This is a genomic window from Xenorhabdus koppenhoeferi, assembly GCF_900116635.1.
GTDB lineage: Bacteria > Pseudomonadota > Gammaproteobacteria > Enterobacterales > Enterobacteriaceae > Xenorhabdus > Xenorhabdus koppenhoeferi.
Genome location: NZ_FPBJ01000010.1, coordinates 69,098 through 85,927 on the forward strand (window position 1 = coordinate 69,098; position 16,830 = coordinate 85,927).

Genomic DNA, 16,830 nt, shown 5'->3' on the forward strand with positions numbered 1-16,830 from the left:
GGTGGAATAAATCCCGCAGGTAAACATATTGATGAGGTAAGTAATGAGACGTGCAGTAATCACTGGTCTGGGGATTGTATCCAGTATTGGTAATAACCAGAAGGAGGTTCTTGAATCTCTGAAAGAAGGTCGTTCAGGGATAACTTTCTCAGAAAAGTTCAAAGAAATGGGTATGCGTAGCCACGTTTGGGGCAATGTTAAATTGGATACATCAGGGTTGATTGACCGTAAAGTCCAACGTTTCATGAGCGATGCCTCTATTTATGCTTATCTGGCAATGGATGAAGCAATTAAAGATTCAGGTCTGTCCGAAGAACAAGTTTCCGATATTCGTACGGGTTTAGTTGTTGGTTCAGGTGGTGGTTCCCCCTATAACCAAGTTGCGGGTTCAGATGGTATGCGTGCCCGAGGGCTGCGTGGTGTTGGGCCTTATATGGTTACACGCGCAATGGCTTCCGGTGTCTCAGCTTGTTTAGCAACTCCTTTTAAAATTAAAGGTGTTAACTACTCCATCAGTTCTGCCTGCTCGACCTCAGCACATTGTATTGGCCATGCTGTTGAGTTGATCCAACTTGGTAAGCAAGATGTGATTTTTGCTGGTGGTGGTGAAGAATTGAGCTGGGAAATGGCTTGTGAATTTGATGCAATGGGAGCACTTTCCACTAAATATAATGAAACACCAGAACGAGCTTCCCGTACTTATGATCAGAGTCGTGATGGTTTCGTGATTGCAGGCGGTGGCGGCATTGTCGTTGTTGAAGAATTGGAACACGCATTAGCCCGTGGCGCGCATATTTACGCTGAAGTCATTGGTTATGGTGCTAATTCTGATGGTGCTGATATGGTTGCTCCTTCTGGCGAAGGGGCGGTACGCTGCATGCAGATGGCGTTAGACAATATTGAAGGTGGCGTAGATTACATTAATACCCACGGAACTTCGACACCAATCGGTGATTTGAAAGAATTGGAAGCCATCAAAGAAGTTTTTGGTGATAATACGCCTGCTATTTCTGCCACCAAAGCGATGACAGGGCATTCATTGGGAGCGGCGGGTGCTCATGAAGCGATCTACAGCCTTTTGATGCTGGAGCATGGCGTTATTGCGCCAAGTATCAATATTGCAGATCTGGATGAAAAAGCAGCGGGTATGAATATTATCACTGAGCCTACCAAACGCAAGCTAAGAACAGTTATGTCCAATAGCTTCGGGTTTGGCGGCACAAATGCATCCCTAGTGATGCGCAAGTATTCAGACTAATGCTTTAAAATTACCAGTTATCCACAATGGATTTCAAGTTGCATCGCGACGGCAAGAGAGCAAATCCCCGGAAGCATAGATAACTATGTGATTGGGGTGAGCGAGCGCAGCCAACAAAGAGGCAGTTTGAAAGACGAAGTGTATAAAATGAAAGCCAATCCATTGATTATATGGATTGGCTATTTCAGTTATGATGCCCCGATTTTATTACGGCGTTTATTAACGATGCGCAAAGCAGGTGGAATAATAATCACTAATATTGCCAGAATCAGCAAAACTTGAGCGATGGTACTACTCCACAGGATCTCAAAATTTCCATTACTGATTGATAGCGCACGTCGCAGGTTCTGCTCCAGCATTTCGCCTAAGACAAACCCTAAGATGAGAGGTGACATTGGAAAATTCATTTTTCTAAGGATATGACCGAAAACACCTAACCCAACCATCAACATAAGATCGAATGTGGTACTGTGAACGGCATACACCCCAACTGACGAAATAATGGCTATTGAGGGAACCAAAAACCACATTGGAACTTTCAGCATACGGGTAAATAGCCCGATCATCGGAATATTCATGATCAGCAATAAAATATTGGCAATCAGCAAGGCGGCAATAAGCCCCCAGACGATATCTGGTTGCTCAGTAAACATTGTGGGACCGGGTGTAATATTATAAAGCGTCAACGCGCCTATCATTACAGCGGTTGTTCCTGAACCGGGAACACCGAGAGTGAGCATCGGGATGAATGAGCCACAGGCTGAAGCATTGTTGGCGGCTTCCGGCGCAGCCACCCCGCGAATATCACCTTTGCCAAACGAATCACTGTTACCGCTAAGCCGTTTCTCCGTCATATATGTGATTGCACTGGCGATGGTTGCTCCGGCACCAGGCAATATACCGACGAAGAAACCAATTACTGATGACCGTAATGTTGGCCCAATACAGACTGAAGCTTCTTTTCGATTAAATAACAGGCGTCCGGTTTTGCTTATCACTTTTTGCCCGGTAGACGTGCTTTCTAACATCAACAAAATTTCACTGACTGAAAATAAACCAATTACGACAACAATAAATTGAATGCCATCGGAGAGATGTACGCTATCGAAAGTGAAGCGATAGACACCAGTGTTCGAATCTACGCCTACAGTGGCTAAACTTAAACCAATTAAAGCGGCCAATAACGACTTAACCGGATTTTGGCTCATCATGCTGCCGAGACAGGCAATGGCAAAAATCATTAGTGCAAAATACTCAGCGGGTCCGAATGCCAAAGACCATTGTGCCAGAAGAGGGGCAAATAAGATGATGCCAATGATAGCAAGAAGTGAACCACAGAATGAACTGACGGCAGAGATGGAAAGCGCAATACCTGCACGCCCCTGTTTTGCCATAGGATAACCGTCCAGGGTTGTCATAATCGCGGCAGCATCTCCCGGCACATTCAGCAGTATCGAGGAAATACGCCCCCCATATTCACAACCAATGTAGACAGTTGCCAATAAAATCAGGGCGGATTCAGCAGGTAATTTTAATGCAAAAGCCAGTGGCAGCAAGATCGCTACCCCATTAATGGGGCCAAGACCGGGTAGTAAGCCAACAATAGTGCCAATAAAACAGCCGATTAACGCAATAATCAGATTTTTAGGGACCAGTGCTACTTCAAACCCCTGACTCAGATATAACCAAGTATCCATCTTTGTCTCCTTAACTGAGCCAGTGACCTATGGGTAGAGTGACATCTAACAGACGATCAAAGGCAAAAAAGAGTGAAATTCCAAGAAATATGCCGGAAATAACTGCCGAGAGTAATGTGGCGTTAAATAGCAATGCCACGCTGATGGTCAATAATATTGTTGCCAGAGGAAATCCCAGCCATTCAAATAACCAGGCATAAATGACCAGTGATACAATCAACAAAACTAAACGACGTAACACTCGTGGTGTTGGCCAGTAGACAGGATCAGTTTTTTTAAATAGTAATAAAAATGAACAGAATGCCATTAATGAAATAATAATGATTGGGAATGGTCGCGGACCCAAAGGCTCGTAGCTATATTCACTATGAATTCCCCAGGCAATAAACAGCCCTATTCCACATAGCACCAGCCACACAGCAGCAAAGATACGATCGCTCATGATGGTACTCCTGCTACTTTGCTAAACCAAAGGATTTGGCCATATCATGGTATTGGACAACTTGTTTTTTCACATACTCATCCAGTTCGTTACCAGTTATATTGAATTCAAATAATCCACGCTGATCGCGCTGTTTTTTGAATTCGGTAGTTTGCTGTAGCTTTTTAAAGGTATCGATCCACCATTGGTATTGTTCATCAGAGACTTTTGGGCCTACATAGAAACCCCGGATAACTGGCCAAATAAGGTCATAGCCTTGCTCTTTTGCTGTTGGAATATTTGCCAGATTACCGTTCAGGCGTTTGTCGGCATAGACAGCAAGAATGCGAATTTTGTCGCCATTAAGATAAGGTAAGGTTTCACCTAGATCGCCAGAAACAACTTGAATATGGTTGCCCAGCAGAGCCGTGATGGGTTCACCACCGCCTTCAAATGCGACATAGCGCATTTTGCGGGGGTCAATACCCACTTCTTTTGCCAGTAATGCTGTTTTCATCCAATCCTGACTCCCGATAGAAGCACCTGCACCAAATACAATTCTGTCGGGTGCTTTTTTGAAGGCATCCATCAGGTCTGTCAAACTTTTGTAAGGCGAATCATAGCGCACGGCAATCATACCGTAGTCTGTACCCACACTGGCCAGCCAACGCACATCATTGGCGTTGTAACGGCCGAACTTTCCTTGAGCAAGATTCAACAGAGAACCGCCGGAAAAAGCGACAATCGTACCCGGTTCAGCAGGCCGCTGAGCGATGATGGCATTGTAGGCAACCGCACCGACACCACCGGGCATAAATGTGACTCTCATTGGAGAATTGATAGCATGGGTCTCTAATAGTGAAACCTGAACTAATTTGCAGGTTAAATCAAAGCCGCCACCCGGCTTGGCTGGCGCAATACATTCAGTTCTACCGGGAGCGTTGGTGGCAAAGGTATGAGTACAAAGGAGTAGGCTTGCAGCGATTAATAAAGTTTTGAATGTTTTCATTTTGATTCCTCACAAAACGCCGATAAGGGAGACAAGTGACAAATTCCTGGCGCATGCTTATTTATAGGAGTGAAACCTTTCAATTACCTTTCATTAACAAAGAAAATTATCTGGATGTGACATTAGTCGCCTAATTTGTGGGAAGCTTCGCATTGGCGTGTTAATAAGCTGTTTCTATTTTTATTAACCTACAAACAATTGCTAAATGTTAAGATTGCAATTGTGCAATAACTCCGGCTTTATTTCTTTAGTTGATTTTTCATATTAAGTATCAAATCAATAAAGAATAAATATAGATCTGGCTCACATGGCAGGATGGAATGAAAGTATTGCGCACGATGACAGAGCAGAGGGAGATGTTTTTAATATGCGTCTTTTATTAGTTGAAGATCATCTTGATTTATCACATTGGTTATATAAGGCATTAAGTCATTCTGGATTTGTAGTTGATTTGGCTGAAGATGGTGTTGTGGCGGATCAGCTTTTGCAGACTGAAAATTATGCTTTACTGATTTTGGATGTTGCTTTGCCAAGGTTGAACGGTATCTCTTTGTTATTACGGTTGCGGAGACGGGGGCAAAATTTACCTGTCTTGTTATTGACGGCTAACTCAGGTGTTACAGATCGTGTGAATGGGTTGAATTCAGGTGCAGATGATTACTTGACCAAGCCTTTTGATTTTAAGGAATTGGAGGCTCGCATACGTGCGTTGTTGCGGCGTAGCGCTGGTATTCAACAAGAAACACTGAAATTCGGCTCACTGGTTTATGAAGATGAAGGTTATTTCTTATTGGATAATGTGCCGTTAGTACTTACCCCCAGAGAATTATCAGTTTTAACAACCCTGTTTCAGCGCAGGGGGCGTCCTGTTTCGAAACAGCAATTGTTTGAACAGGTATTTTCTCTGTCGGACGATGCAAATCCTCAGAGCATTGAATTGTATGTACATCGATTACGAAAAAAATTACTCAACAGTGATGTAGGAATCGGAACATTACGTGGATTGGGATATCGGTTAGAGCGGCAGGAGCAATGAAATACTTCAAAATACCCCGATTATTATTCCATCAATTGCTGCTTTTTTTGGGGGTGCCGTTACTGTTATTTGGCTGTGCTTCTGTTTATAGCCAGTATATTAGCGTGAGGAATGCCACAACGCTGGCTTATGATCGGACATTGCTTGCGTCAGCAAGGACGGTTGCAGAACGTTTGATCGTCCAGAACAAACATTTGATTGTTGATGTGCCTTATGTTGTGTTGGATAGTTTTGAACGCAATACGAATGATCGACTTTACTATCAAGTTATCTCGCCAGAAGGTAAAACAATTTCTGGTTATGGTGATCTCCCCCCCATACCAAAAAATATCCGGCGTTCACCATTGTATACGGCGCTTGCGTATTTTTATGATGCGGAATATCAGGGGCAGCCGATACGTGTGGTGGCGATGTACCAGTCTATCAATGAAGGAGGCATTATGGGCATGGCATTGATATTGGTGGCTGAAACGGTGATTTCCCGCCAATACATGGCTCAGCAATTACTGATTTCTTCGTTAGTAAGCCAAGGGTCAGTCGTATTGCTGACATTGCTTCTTGCTTACATCCTGCTAAAACAATTACTTAAACCATTGCGAAAACTTTCTGGCATTATGATCCACCGCTCCACCAATGATCTTACCCCTTTGCCGGATATTTTGCCGTGGCCTGAACTTTCGTTATTACTCCGGGCCTTCAACCGATATATCGAACGGTTGAAGCTAATGATGAGTCGTCAGGAACGATTCAGCGCTGATGCATCCCATCAACTCAGAACACCTCTTGCTGTATTGAAGACTCAAGTTGCAGTGGCGCACAGTGAACAAGATCCCACTCAGAGAGAAAAAATTCTGGCAGCGATTAACAAAAGTCTGGATAACATGATTTCACTGACTGAACGCCTGTTGCAACTGTCTCAGCTTAAAGTACATGAAAAGGAAGCCATACAGAATTATCAGCCCGTCAATATCGTAGAATTGTTGCAGCAAGCCTGCTTTTCCCGTCTGCAACAAGCAGAAAGTAAAAAGATAGATTTGGGCTACGAAGGGGAAGAGAGCTTATGGCTCAAAGGTGAGCCTTTATTGCTGACGGAAATGTGTGCCAATTTATTGGACAATGCCATCAAATATACCCCACAGACGGGAATAGTGACGGGCAGGGTCAGCATGAACCCAGACAAAAAATATTGTTGTCTTGAAATCGATGATTCAGGGCCGGGTATCGCACCAGAAGACATTGGTCAGTCGCTTATGGCTTTTAACCGTCTGGATAACGCAGCAGGGCTGGAAGGGACTGGACTGGGGCTGACCATCGTCAAGGAAATCAGCCTGTATCACGGTGCCACTCTCCAGCTTCTGCCCAGTGAGGCACTGGGGGGCTTACTGGTCAGAATTGTGTTCCGGCTTTCTTCATGATCTCTCCAATGCCCAGACTATGTTGTAATAAGGAAGCCGGTTCTCCCTTTTTATCCCTTCGTCTTTTTTTATCCCTGCGTCTTTCGGGTTGCAGTCAACAAAGCTGTAACTCTAAATCCATTAGGGTATATACAGATTAAAGTGGCAAAATAGCAGGTCACGCCCATTTAGCCGTTGGATGAGAAAAGTGAAAATTTTAGTTGATGAAAATATGCCTTATGCTGAACAACTTTTTCAGCAATTGGGTGAAGTACAGGCAATTCCGGGTCGTCCAGTACCTGCGGAGGTTTTGGAACATGCGGATGCTTTTATGGTGCGTTCGGTCACTAAAGTCAATGAATCCTTGTTGCAGGGCAGTGCTGTGAAATTCGTGGGTACTGCTACTGCGGGTATGGATCATGTTGATCAGCAATGGTTGTCACAGGCGGGAATTAGTTTCTCCGCTGCGCCGGGATGCAATGCGATTGCTGTGGTTGAATATGTATTTTCTGCACTGGTGCTGTTGGCTGAAAAAGATCAGTTTCAACTTAAAGATAAAACGGTCGGTATTGTTGGGGTTGGCAATGTCGGAGGGCGTTTGGCAGATAGGCTGAGGGCTTTAGGCGTGAAAACTTTGCTGTGTGATCCTCCCCGGACTGATCGTGGCGATGAAGATGAATTTTGGCCGCTGGAAAAATTGGTAAAAGAAGCGGATATTCTGACTTTCCATACACCTCTTAATCAATCAGGTGCTTACCAAACCTATCATTTGGCAGATGCAGAGTTACTTTCTGCATTGCCAGACAACCGAATTTTAATTAATGCCAGTCGTGGTGAAGTGGTTGATAATCAAGCGTTACTTTCCTTGTTGCAACGTGGGAAAAAATTGCGTGTTGTACTTGATGTTTGGGAACCAGAGCCTAACCTTTCACTACCTTTGCTGGCTTTAGTTGATATTGGTACGCCTCATATTGCAGGTTATACCTTGGAAGGCAAGGCTCGGGGTACAACTCAGGTGTTTGAAGCTTATAGTGAGTTTTTGGGACAACCCCGCCAGGCGAAATTGGCTGATCTGTTGCCTGAGCCTGATTTCAGCCAGATAACCCTACAGGGTGAAGTGACACAAAGCGTTCTGAAGCGTTTGATGCATTTAGTGTATGATGTGCGCCGTGATGATGCACCTTTACGTCAGATGGCGGATCAGGAGGGCGCTTTTGACCAGCTACGCAAACATTATCCAGAACGTCGGGAATGGTCTTCCCTGACAGTGCATTGTGATTCAGCGGAAAGTGCTCAACTACTATCCAAACTTGGGTTTAATGCAAAATTGAGTTTAACCCTGAAGTGATTTAATACGGGCAGGGGGTCCCTGCCTGTCAACAAAATGAAGAAGTGGAGAAAACCAACAATGTCTGAAGGTTGGAATATTGCGCTCTTGGGTGCAACGGGCGCAGTAGGCGGAGCGATATTCGCGTTATTGCAGGAGCGCCAATTTCCGGTTGGTGAACTGCATCTTCTTGCCAGTGAGCAGAGTGTTGGAAAAATCCGACGTTTTAATGGCAAAAACATCACCGTTCGTGATGCTGAAGAATTTGACTGGTCACAAGTACAACTCGCATTTTTTGCCGCGACGATGGAAGTCACGGCACAACACATTGAAAGAGCAACAGAAGCTGGTTGTCTGGTTATTGACAGCAGTGGTTTGTTTGCAGCAGATCCGGATGTGCCTCTGGTTGTTCCGGGGGTTAATCCGCATGCGCTGGCTGAGTATCGTAACCGTAACATCGTTGCGGTGGCAGATAGCTCAACCAGCCAAGTTTTGACTGCCATCAAGCCATTGATCGATGTAGCTGGTATTGCGCGTTTACAGCTGACTAATATCTTGCCAGTTTCCGTGCACGGGAAAGCTGCTATCGATGAATTGGCGGGGCAGAGTGCGCGGTTATTGAATGGCATCCCACCGGATGAAGGTCGTTTCAGCAAACAATTGGCATTCAATTTATTGCCTTTACTGCCTGATGTTGAAGGGGCTGTACATGAAGAGCGCCGCATTGTAGATCAAGTCCGTAGAATATTGCAGGACGAAGGTTTGCCAGTTTCTGTAAGTTGTGTTCAGTCTTCCGTCTTCTATGGTATTGCACAGATGGTAAGTTTGGCAACATTGCGTCCGGTTGGTATGGAAGAAGCACGTGGCGAATTTGAACGCATCGAAGATATTCAGATCTCAGAAGAGGGCGATTATCCAACTCAAGTAACAGATGCTTCAGGGCATGATGGCTTAAGCATTGGTTGTTTGCGCAATGATTATGGTATGCCAGAAATGCTACAGTTCTGGTCAGTTGCCGATAATATCCGTTTTGGTGGCGCACTGATGGCAGTTGAAACCGCAGAAAAACTGGTGCAGGAGCAGTTTTACTGATGTCTGATACAGCACTGAGTCAGTCTGTGCCAGAGGCAAAGAAAGTGAAAATTGCACTGGGGATTGAATATGATGGCAGCCGATATTATGGCTGGCAGCGTCAGCAAAAGGTGAGAAGTGTACAGGAATGTTTGGAAAAGGCGCTGTCGAAAGTAGCGAATGAGCCTATTTCAGTTTTTTGTGCAGGCAGAACAGATGCCGGGGTGCATGCAACCGGTCAGGTTGTGCATTTTGAAACTTCGGCACAACGTAAAGATGCAGCATGGACAATCGGGGTTAATACCCATTTGCCGCCGGATATTGCCGTGCGCTGGATTAAAACGGTTGATGATGAGTTTCATGCCCGTTTTAGTGCAACAGCTCGTCGTTATCGCTATGTGATTTTCAACCATCGCTATCGTCCAGCAGTACTGGCAAAGGGGGTTACGCATTTTCACTATCCATTGGATGAGAAAAAAATGCATGCAGCCGCACAAAGCTTATTGGGAGAAAATGACTTTACCTCTTTCAGAGCGGTGCAATGCCAGTCCAACTCACCGTGGCGCAATATGATGCACATTAATGTCAGCCGACACGGGCATTATATTGTCGTGGATATCAAGGCGAATGCGTTTGTTCATCACATGGTACGTAATATTGTTGGCAGCTTGCTGGAGATTGGCTGTGGTAATCAGAATATCGGATGGATGGCTGAGCTGTTGTCACTGAAAGACAGAACAAAAGCGGCGGCGACTGCCAAAGCTGAAGGTCTGTATTTAGTGGCGGTGGATTATCCCGCGCATTTTGGTTTATCTGAACCTACTATGGGGCCACTATTTCTGGAAAATGATTTAGTTTCTGGCTAATGATTTAATCTGACAGTTTCAAAATGTGACAGGGATGTTCGGGCATAACGAGGAATATTATGGAGTTTTTAACTCATTTTGTTGATTTTGCTAAATTCATTGTCGATTTTATTTTACATATTGATGCTCACTTAGCTGAGTTGGTTGCCAACTATGGTGATTGGGTATATGGAATTTTATTCCTGATTATCTTCTGTGAAACAGGGCTGGTGGTTACCCCGTTTTTGCCGGGAGATTCCCTGCTATTTGTGGCTGGTGCGATATCTGCATTAGATTCAAATGATCTCAATGTGCATATTATGGTCGCCTTAATGATTACTGCTGCCATAATTGGTGATGCGATAAACTATACCATCGGGCGGATTTTTGGCGAGAAACTATTTGCCAACCCGAATTCAAAAATTTTCCGCCGCCGTTATTTAGACAAGACTCATGAGTTTTATGAAAAACACGGTGGAAAAGCCATAATTTTGGCGCGGTTTGTGCCAATTATTAGAACATTTGCGCCGTTCGTCGCAGGAATGGGAAAAATGTCTTATCGTCATTTTGCTGCTTACAATATAATCGGTGCCTTTATCTGGGTGCTATTATTCACTTATGCTGGTTATTTATTCGGTGATATGCCAGTGATACAGCAGAATCTGAAACTATTGATTGTTGCAATTATCTTTATTTCTATTCTGCCCGGCATCATAGAAATTTGGCGTCATCGTCGCGCGGTGTCAAAAAAGCAGTAGATAGTAAATAGGTAACTGTTGACAGGTTTGAACAGTTTTTTATCCACCCTGCAATAGCATTGTGGTTTAATGGTACGTAAAACAAAAGCTGGCATCAGCCAGATTCAGACGGAAAGGTTCATTAATGAGCTGGATTGAAAAGATTCTAAATAAAAGCAAAATAATGCAAACTCGTAAGGCCAGTATACCTGAAGGAGTTTGGACAAAATGCGATAGTTGTAGTCAGGTACTTTATCGTGCTGAATTAGAGCGTAATCTTGAAGTGTGTCCGAAATGTGACCACCATATGCGCATTTCAGCCCGCCAGAGACTGGCTACATTTTTGGATGAAGGCACCGGCACGGAGTTAGGTAGTGAGCTGGAACCTAAAGATATTTTGAAGTTCCGCGATATCAAAAAGTACAAAGATCGTCTGGTTGCAGCTCAGAAGCAGACACAGGAAAAAGATGCCCTGATCGTGATGAAAGGTGCGTTGTATGAAATGCCTGTTGTAGCGGGTGCATTTGAGTTTAGCTTTATGGGTGGTTCAATGGGTTCTGTCGTTGGAGCGCGTTTTGTTCGTGCGGTTGAACAGGCTCTGGAAGATAACTGCCCGTTTGTCTGTTTTGCTTCCAGTGGGGGTGCGCGTATGCAGGAAGCCCTGATGTCACTGATGCAGATGGCAAAAACCAGTGCAGCGTTGGCAAAAATGCAAGATCGGGGCCTGCTCTATATCTGTATCTTGACTAACCCAACAATGGGTGGTGTAACGGCAAGTATGGGGATGCTCGGTGATATTAATATCGCTGAACCTAAGGCATTGATTGGTTTTGCCGGTCCTCGCGTAATCGAGCAGACAGTTCGTGAAAAATTGCCGGAAGGTTTCCAGCGCAGTGAATTCCTGCTGGAAAAAGGCGCTATTGACATGATCGTACGCCGCCCTGAAATGCGTGAAAAAGTTGCCAGCCTGATTGCAATGTTGACACACCAACCACAGCTAGGCACAAAAGCGGAGCCAACAGCAGAAGTCGTTGTTGAGCCTGCTGATGTCGAAACTGATATAAACATCAACACTAATAAAGAAGATGTCTGATATTTTGCAAACTCCTCAAGCCACGTCGCCATTGATGACGTGGCTTTCCTATCTGGAAAACCTGCATACCAAAGCCATTGATATGGGGCTTGAGCGCGTGGGCAAGCTCGGTAAACAATTAGATTTGCTGAATCCAGCGCCAAAAGTCATCACGGTGTCAGGTACCAATGGCAAGGGGACAACTTGCCATACCCTTGAATCCATTTTTCTGGCCGCAGGGCTTAAAGTTGGCGTATATAGCTCTCCGCATTTAGTACGCTACACCGAAAGAGTCCGTATTCAGGGCAGGGAGCCGGCAGGACAGGATTTCTGCCGTATATTTGCGGAAATAGAAGCCCGGCGTGGTGATATTTCACTGACCTATTTTGAATATGGCACGCTGGCGGCCTTACAGCTTTTTAAGGAAGCGGATCTTGATGTCGTGATTTTGGAGGTTGGTCTGGGTGGGTGCCTGGATGCGACCAACATTGTAGATGCAGATATTGCCGCAATCACCAGTATTGCGCTGGATCATACAGATTGGCTTGGTGCTGATCGTGAGCACATAGGTCGTGAAAAAGCAGGTATTTTCCGCCGTGGGCGATTTGCGGTAGTGGGCGAGCCAGATATGCCACATGCGATTGCTGAAGTCGCTGATGAATTGGGCGCGAAGCTCTTTCGTCGTGGCGTTGACTGGCAATTCTCGCAGGAGATAAATAGCTGGAACTGGTTAACCAATGATCAGCAATTCAATGAGCTACCTTTACCCAATTTGCCGTTGGCAAATGCCTCGACAGCAATGGGGGTAATTCATTGCTTGTTACAGGAAGACGATAAAGTCAGCCGAGCCATTGATGAGAAAGCAATCCATGCAGGATTGAAAAACGCTCAGTTACCCGGACGTTTCCAGATTATCAGAGAAAATCCACTGGTTATTCTGGATGTTGCACATAATCCCCAGGCCGCGGGGTATTTAGTACAGAAACTGGCAGAGTTGCCCTGTTCACCAAATCGTAAAATTCGTGGTGTGGTTGGTATGCTGTCAGACAAAGATATTGCCGGTACGCTGGCTTGCCTTTCTCAACAAATTGACGAATGGTACTGCGCATCACTGTATGAATTGCGGGGGGCAGAATCTGAGGTATTAGCCGGGCACCTTGCGCACCCACGGACATTCGCGGAAGTGGGGAAAGCATGGCAGCAGGCAATGGAAGATGCATCAGAGCAAGATGTCATTGTCGTCTGTGGTTCTTTCCATACCGTTGCTCATGTTATGGAGGCTCTGGAGGAGGAGAAGGGACGTGGCAAGTAAATTTCAAAATCGCTTGGTGGGAGCAGTCGTTCTGGTAGCATTGGGCGTGATTGTATTGCCCATGATATTTGATGGTGATAAGAAATATAACGAAGACCAGTTTGCTTCTATCCCATTGGTGCCGAAACTCGGAGACGAAGAGAATATTGATTCGATTCCACCGCTGACACAGGATATGCCGTCCACACCACCGGAGGGCGCAGCGGAAGCAATGCAAATACAAGAACAGCAGCAGCAACAGTTAGATGCAGAAATACTTTCTGACTCTTTATCTTCAGAGACAGCGCCGATGACACCGCCTCCTGTGGCTATCCCGCAAGAGCGTAAAGAGACGGTGAACGCTGAGCCACTTGTTCAGCAGAAAGTGGAAACCAAACCACAGCCTAAACCTGAACCTCGTCCTGAAAACAAACCAGAAATTAAACCAAAGCCAGTAGAGCAAGCCCCGCTGGCAGTGGCCTATGTTGTCCAGCTTGGCGCATTAAAAAATGCGGACAAAGTGAACGAAATAGTGGCAAGGCTACGTCTTTCGGGGCATCAGATATACACAATTCCTTCTTCTCCGGTTCAGGGACAGCTGACACGGATTTATGTAGGTCCCAATGCGTCAAGGCAGAGACTTGAATCTATTTTGTCCGAATTAAAGGAGTTAACGGGATTACAGGGGCAAATAAAAAATTACAAGCCATAATCGGACTGGAATGTCACGGGGAGCGAAAAGCTTCCCGTAAAAATACAATAAATTATTTTTAATAGATTGACAAATCTACTACGCAAACGTTTTCGTTTTCTGTTAGAATGCGCCCGACTTGAATGTCGGGAGCCTATTTTGGGTTAAAATATGGTCTGGATTGATTATACAATTATTGCCATCATTGGTTTCTCGGCACTGGTCAGCCTGATCCGTGGTTTTGTTCGCGAAGCGCTTTCCTTAGTAACCTGGGGATGTGCTTTCTTTGTTGCAAGCCACTTCTATACTTACTTGGCGGAATATTTCACTCGCCTTGAAGACGAGCTGGTGCGTAATGGAGTAGCGATTGCTATCTTGTTTATTGCAACGCTGATTGTCGGCGCGGTAGTAAACTATGTAATTGGTTCACTTGTACAGCGAACTGGTCTGTCAGGTACTGATCGGGTTTTTGGGATCTGTTTTGGGGCATTGCGCGGTGTATTGATTGTGTCTGCCATTTTGTTTGTTGCAGATTCTTTCACGCCACTTCCTAAAAGTCAGGATTGGCAACAATCACAGCTAATCCCACAGTTCAGTCAAATTATCAGGTGGTTTTTTGACTACCTGCAAAACGCGTCGAGTTTCCTGCCGGAGAGATAACGCCTCTCCGCTTGGCTGATGAGGAAAGACTACATGTGCGGTATTGTCGGTATCGTCGGTTTTACACCGGCCAACCAGTCGATTTATGATGCATTGACGGTGCTTCAGCACCGTGGGCAAGATGCAGCAGGCATTGCGACTATTGATAGTAACAATGAATTCCGTTTACGCAAGGCCAATGGTTTGGTCAAAGATGTGTTTGAAACACGGCATATGTTGCGTTTACAGGGAACAATCGGGATCGGGCATGTCCGTTATCCAACAGCGGGCAGTTCGAGTGCATCAGAAGCGCAACCTTTTTATGTTAACTCTCCCTTTGGTATCACGCTGGCACATAACGGTAATCTGACAAACGCACATGAATTGAAAAAAATGCTGTTTGAAAATGCCCGCCGTCATGTCAATACCACCTCAGATTCTGAAATTCTGTTAAATATCTTTGCTAACGAATTAAGTCAATTCCCACATTTTCCGATAGGGCCTGACGATATTTTCGCAGCAGTAGCGGAAATGCACAGAAAGATCCGTGGTGCATATGCTTGCGTTGCTATGATTATCGGGCATGGATTGGTCGCTTTTCGTGATCCTCATGGCATCCGGCCTCTGGTATTGGGGAAACGTACACTGGAAGATGGTCGCAATGAATATATGGTGGCATCGGAAAGTGTGGCATTAGATACATTAGGCTTCGAATTTCTGCGTGACGTAGCTTCAGGTGAAGCAATTTATATCACTGAGAATGGGCAGTTATTTACCCGCCAGTGTGCGGAAAATCCTTCCTTAACGCCTTGTATTTTCGAGTTTGTCTACCTTGCCCGTCCTGATTCCTTTATTGACAGGGTTTCGGTATATAACGCACGGTTGCGCATGGGTAAGAAACTGGGTGAAAAAATTGCTCGTGAATGGGAAGACTTGCATATTGACGTTGTTATCCCTGTGCCGGAAACGTCTTGTGACGTTGCGCTGGAAATCGCTCATATTCTGGATAAACCTTACCGTCAGGGATTTGTTAAAAATCGTTACGTAGGACGTACTTTTATCATGCCTGGTCAGCAGGAGAGACGTAAATCCGTTCGTCGGAAGCTGAATGCCAATCGTGCCGAATTCCGTGGTAAAAATATCTTGTTGGTGGATGATTCCATCGTGCGCGGGACAACCTCAGAGCAGATTGTAGAACTGGCTCGTGAAGCAGGTGCCAAGAAAGTTTACTTTGCCTCGGCAGCCCCGGAAGTTCGTTTCCCGAATGTCTATGGCATTGATATGCCAAATGCCAACGAACTGATTGCTCACGGTCGGGAAGTGGATGAAATTCGCCAGCTCATTGGTGCTGATGCGTTGATATATCAAGACCTACAAGATCTTATTCAAGCGGTACGGGAAGAAAACCCGGATATCGAAAAATTCGAATGCTCTGTATTTGATGGTATCTATATAACGAAAGACATTGACCAGATTTACTTGAATTATCTGGAAACATTGCGAAAAGACGATTCCACTAAAGTCCTCGGACAGAACGAAATTGAGGATCTGGAAATATATAATGAAGGATAATATCGTTATTATCACTCAGTTATACCCAGAACCTCAGAGGAAAAAATGAAAAAATTGATTGTCGGGCTGACCGGAGCAAGTGGTGCGATTTATGGTGTCAGGTTACTGCAAGTTTTGCAGCCAGTAGAAGGCATTGAAACGCATTTGGTGATCAGCCAATCAGCCCGGCAGACATTGGCATTGGAGACAGACTATACCTTACGGGATGTACAGACTTTGGCCGATACAGTACATGATAACCGGGATATAGCCGCATCCATTTCCTCAGGATCATTTAAAACATTGGGCATGGTTATCTTGCCTTGTTCCATCAAAACACTATCGGGCATTGTGCATAGTTATACCGATGGCTTAATTACCCGTGCTGCTGATGTTGTCTTGAAAGAAAGCCGCAAATTGGTATTGGGAGTGAGGGAAACCCCCCTTCATTTGGGCCACTTAAGGTTAATGACACAGGCGGCTGAAATCGGGGCGGTGGTTATGCCCCCGGTTCCCGCATTTTATCATCGTCCTGAGAATATTCAGGACATCATCAACCAGACTGTTAATCGTGTGCTTGATCAGTTCGATATCGATCTACCAGAAGATCTATTCAAGCGTTGGCAGGGTGCTAAACCTACAGGAATATGACCTGATAGAATTTCAAGTTGCAGCTTTGTTGGCTACGCTCGCTCACCCCGGTCACATATAGCAGAATCAATATAATCAGACATAAGTCACATGCTCTGTAAACAGCTCATCAATAGAGCATCTTTCTCGTCTTCTTGTTG

Annotated in this window: 16 protein-coding genes; 13 read left to right on the plus strand and 3 right to left on the minus strand. The window is 45.1% G+C overall.

Annotated features, from left to right (window positions below):
• Positions 1 to 43 precede the first annotated feature (43 nt).
• A complete protein-coding gene (fabB, locus tag BM329_RS05190) occupies positions 44 to 1,258 on the plus strand; it encodes a beta-ketoacyl-ACP synthase I (protein WP_092549892.1) in 1,215 nt (404 codons plus the stop codon).
• Positions 1,259 to 1,446: 188 nt separating this feature from the next.
• Here fabB and BM329_RS05195 read toward each other — a convergent pair whose 3' ends face one another.
• Genes BM329_RS05195 through BM329_RS05205 form a run of 3 tightly spaced genes read right to left on the minus strand, consistent with a single transcriptional unit; the run spans position 1,447 to position 4,385 of the window.
• Positions 1,447 to 2,955 (minus strand): tripartite tricarboxylate transporter permease, encoded by a 1,509-nt coding sequence (locus tag BM329_RS05195; RefSeq protein WP_092549895.1) that lies wholly within the window; start codon positions 2,953 to 2,955, stop codon positions 1,447 to 1,449.
• Positions 2,956 to 2,965: 10 nt separating this feature from the next.
• Positions 2,966 to 3,397, minus strand: a complete 432-nt coding sequence (locus BM329_RS05200) for a tripartite tricarboxylate transporter TctB family protein (protein WP_092549898.1) — start codon at positions 3,395 to 3,397, stop codon at positions 2,966 to 2,968.
• A gap of 13 nt (positions 3,398 to 3,410) precedes the next feature.
• A complete protein-coding gene (locus BM329_RS05205) occupies positions 3,411 to 4,385 on the minus strand; it encodes a Bug family tripartite tricarboxylate transporter substrate binding protein (RefSeq protein ID WP_422643820.1) in 975 nt (324 codons plus the stop codon).
• Between the two features lie 367 nt (positions 4,386 to 4,752).
• On the opposite strand from BM329_RS05205, the gene tctD reads away from it, so the two are divergent.
• The 12 genes from tctD (at position 4,753) to BM329_RS05265 (ending at position 16,690) form a co-directional block, all read left to right on the plus strand.
• The gene (gene tctD / locus BM329_RS05210) at positions 4,753 to 5,421 is read left to right on the plus strand and encodes a transcriptional regulator TctD (protein ID WP_092549940.1); all 669 of its coding nucleotides are present in this window, start codon (positions 4,753 to 4,755) and stop codon (positions 5,419 to 5,421) included.
• Positions 5,418 to 6,836 carry a sensor histidine kinase gene (locus BM329_RS05215; RefSeq protein ID WP_092549904.1) on the plus strand — a complete coding sequence of 473 codons (1,419 nt, stop codon included), beginning with the start codon at positions 5,418 to 5,420 and terminating at the stop codon, positions 6,834 to 6,836. Before tctD ends, BM329_RS05215 begins: the two co-directional genes overlap by 4 nt.
• Before the next feature lie 187 nt (positions 6,837 to 7,023).
• Entirely contained in the window at positions 7,024 to 8,163 is a 1,140-nt protein-coding gene (gene pdxB, locus BM329_RS05220) for a 4-phosphoerythronate dehydrogenase PdxB (protein WP_092549907.1), read from the plus strand.
• Between the two features lie 60 nt (positions 8,164 to 8,223).
• Positions 8,224 to 9,234, plus strand: a complete 1,011-nt coding sequence (locus BM329_RS05225; RefSeq protein ID WP_092549910.1) for an aspartate-semialdehyde dehydrogenase — start codon at positions 8,224 to 8,226, stop codon at positions 9,232 to 9,234.
• Positions 9,234 to 10,079 (plus strand): tRNA pseudouridine(38-40) synthase TruA, encoded by an 846-nt coding sequence (gene truA, locus BM329_RS05230; protein WP_092549913.1) that lies wholly within the window; start codon positions 9,234 to 9,236, stop codon positions 10,077 to 10,079. The genes BM329_RS05225 and truA overlap by 1 nt, the downstream gene beginning before the upstream one ends.
• A gap of 59 nt (positions 10,080 to 10,138) precedes the next feature.
• Entirely contained in the window at positions 10,139 to 10,816 is a 678-nt protein-coding gene (locus BM329_RS05235; protein WP_092549916.1) for a DedA family protein, read from the plus strand.
• A gap of 124 nt (positions 10,817 to 10,940) precedes the next feature.
• Positions 10,941 to 11,888, plus strand: a complete 948-nt coding sequence (gene accD / locus BM329_RS05240) for an acetyl-CoA carboxylase, carboxyltransferase subunit beta (protein ID WP_092549919.1) — start codon at positions 10,941 to 10,943, stop codon at positions 11,886 to 11,888.
• Positions 11,881 to 13,179, plus strand: coding sequence for a bifunctional tetrahydrofolate synthase/dihydrofolate synthase (gene folC / locus BM329_RS05245; RefSeq protein ID WP_092549922.1), 1,299 nt, complete (start codon positions 11,881 to 11,883; stop codon positions 13,177 to 13,179). Before accD ends, folC begins: the two co-directional genes overlap by 8 nt.
• Positions 13,169 to 13,870, plus strand: a complete 702-nt coding sequence (dedD, locus tag BM329_RS05250) for a cell division protein DedD (RefSeq protein ID WP_092549925.1) — start codon at positions 13,169 to 13,171, stop codon at positions 13,868 to 13,870. Before folC ends, dedD begins: the two co-directional genes overlap by 11 nt.
• A gap of 150 nt (positions 13,871 to 14,020) precedes the next feature.
• On the plus strand, positions 14,021 to 14,509 hold the full coding sequence (gene cvpA, locus BM329_RS05255) for a colicin V production protein (protein ID WP_092549928.1): 489 nt from the start codon (positions 14,021 to 14,023) through the stop codon (positions 14,507 to 14,509).
• A gap of 33 nt (positions 14,510 to 14,542) precedes the next feature.
• Complete coding sequence (purF, locus tag BM329_RS05260) at positions 14,543 to 16,060, plus strand: amidophosphoribosyltransferase (protein WP_092549931.1); 1,518 nt, start codon at positions 14,543 to 14,545, stop codon at positions 16,058 to 16,060.
• 45 nt (positions 16,061 to 16,105) lie between these two features.
• A complete protein-coding gene (locus tag BM329_RS05265; protein WP_092549934.1) occupies positions 16,106 to 16,690 on the plus strand; it encodes a UbiX family flavin prenyltransferase in 585 nt (194 codons plus the stop codon).
• The last annotated feature ends 140 nt before the right edge of the window (positions 16,691 to 16,830 follow it).

Bases quoted from the DNA above. Each gene is read 5' to 3' on its own strand.
- fabB (WP_092549892.1), top strand. From the start codon at position 44: ATGAGACGTGCAGTAATCACTGGTCTGGGGATTGTATCCAGTATTGGT.
- BM329_RS05195 (WP_092549895.1), bottom strand. From the start codon at position 2,955: ATGGATACTTGGTTATATCTGAGTCAGGGGTTTGAAGTAGCACTGGTC.
- BM329_RS05200 (WP_092549898.1), bottom strand. From the start codon at position 3,397: ATGAGCGATCGTATCTTTGCTGCTGTGTGGCTGGTGCTATGTGGAATA.
- BM329_RS05205 (WP_422643820.1), bottom strand. From the start codon at position 4,385: ATGAAAACATTCAAAACTTTATTAATCGCTGCAAGCCTACTCCTTTGT.
- tctD (WP_092549940.1), top strand. From the start codon at position 4,753: ATGCGTCTTTTATTAGTTGAAGATCATCTTGATTTATCACATTGGTTA.
- BM329_RS05215 (WP_092549904.1), top strand. From the start codon at position 5,418: ATGAAATACTTCAAAATACCCCGATTATTATTCCATCAATTGCTGCTT.
- BM329_RS05225 (WP_092549910.1), top strand. From the start codon at position 8,224: ATGTCTGAAGGTTGGAATATTGCGCTCTTGGGTGCAACGGGCGCAGTA.
- truA (WP_092549913.1), top strand. From the start codon at position 9,234: ATGTCTGATACAGCACTGAGTCAGTCTGTGCCAGAGGCAAAGAAAGTG.
- BM329_RS05235 (WP_092549916.1), top strand. From the start codon at position 10,139: ATGGAGTTTTTAACTCATTTTGTTGATTTTGCTAAATTCATTGTCGAT.
- accD (WP_092549919.1), top strand. From the start codon at position 10,941: ATGAGCTGGATTGAAAAGATTCTAAATAAAAGCAAAATAATGCAAACT.
- folC (WP_092549922.1), top strand. From the start codon at position 11,881: ATGTCTGATATTTTGCAAACTCCTCAAGCCACGTCGCCATTGATGACG.
- cvpA (WP_092549928.1), top strand. From the start codon at position 14,021: ATGGTCTGGATTGATTATACAATTATTGCCATCATTGGTTTCTCGGCA.
- purF (WP_092549931.1), top strand. From the start codon at position 14,543: ATGTGCGGTATTGTCGGTATCGTCGGTTTTACACCGGCCAACCAGTCG.
- BM329_RS05265 (WP_092549934.1), top strand. From the start codon at position 16,106: ATGAAAAAATTGATTGTCGGGCTGACCGGAGCAAGTGGTGCGATTTAT.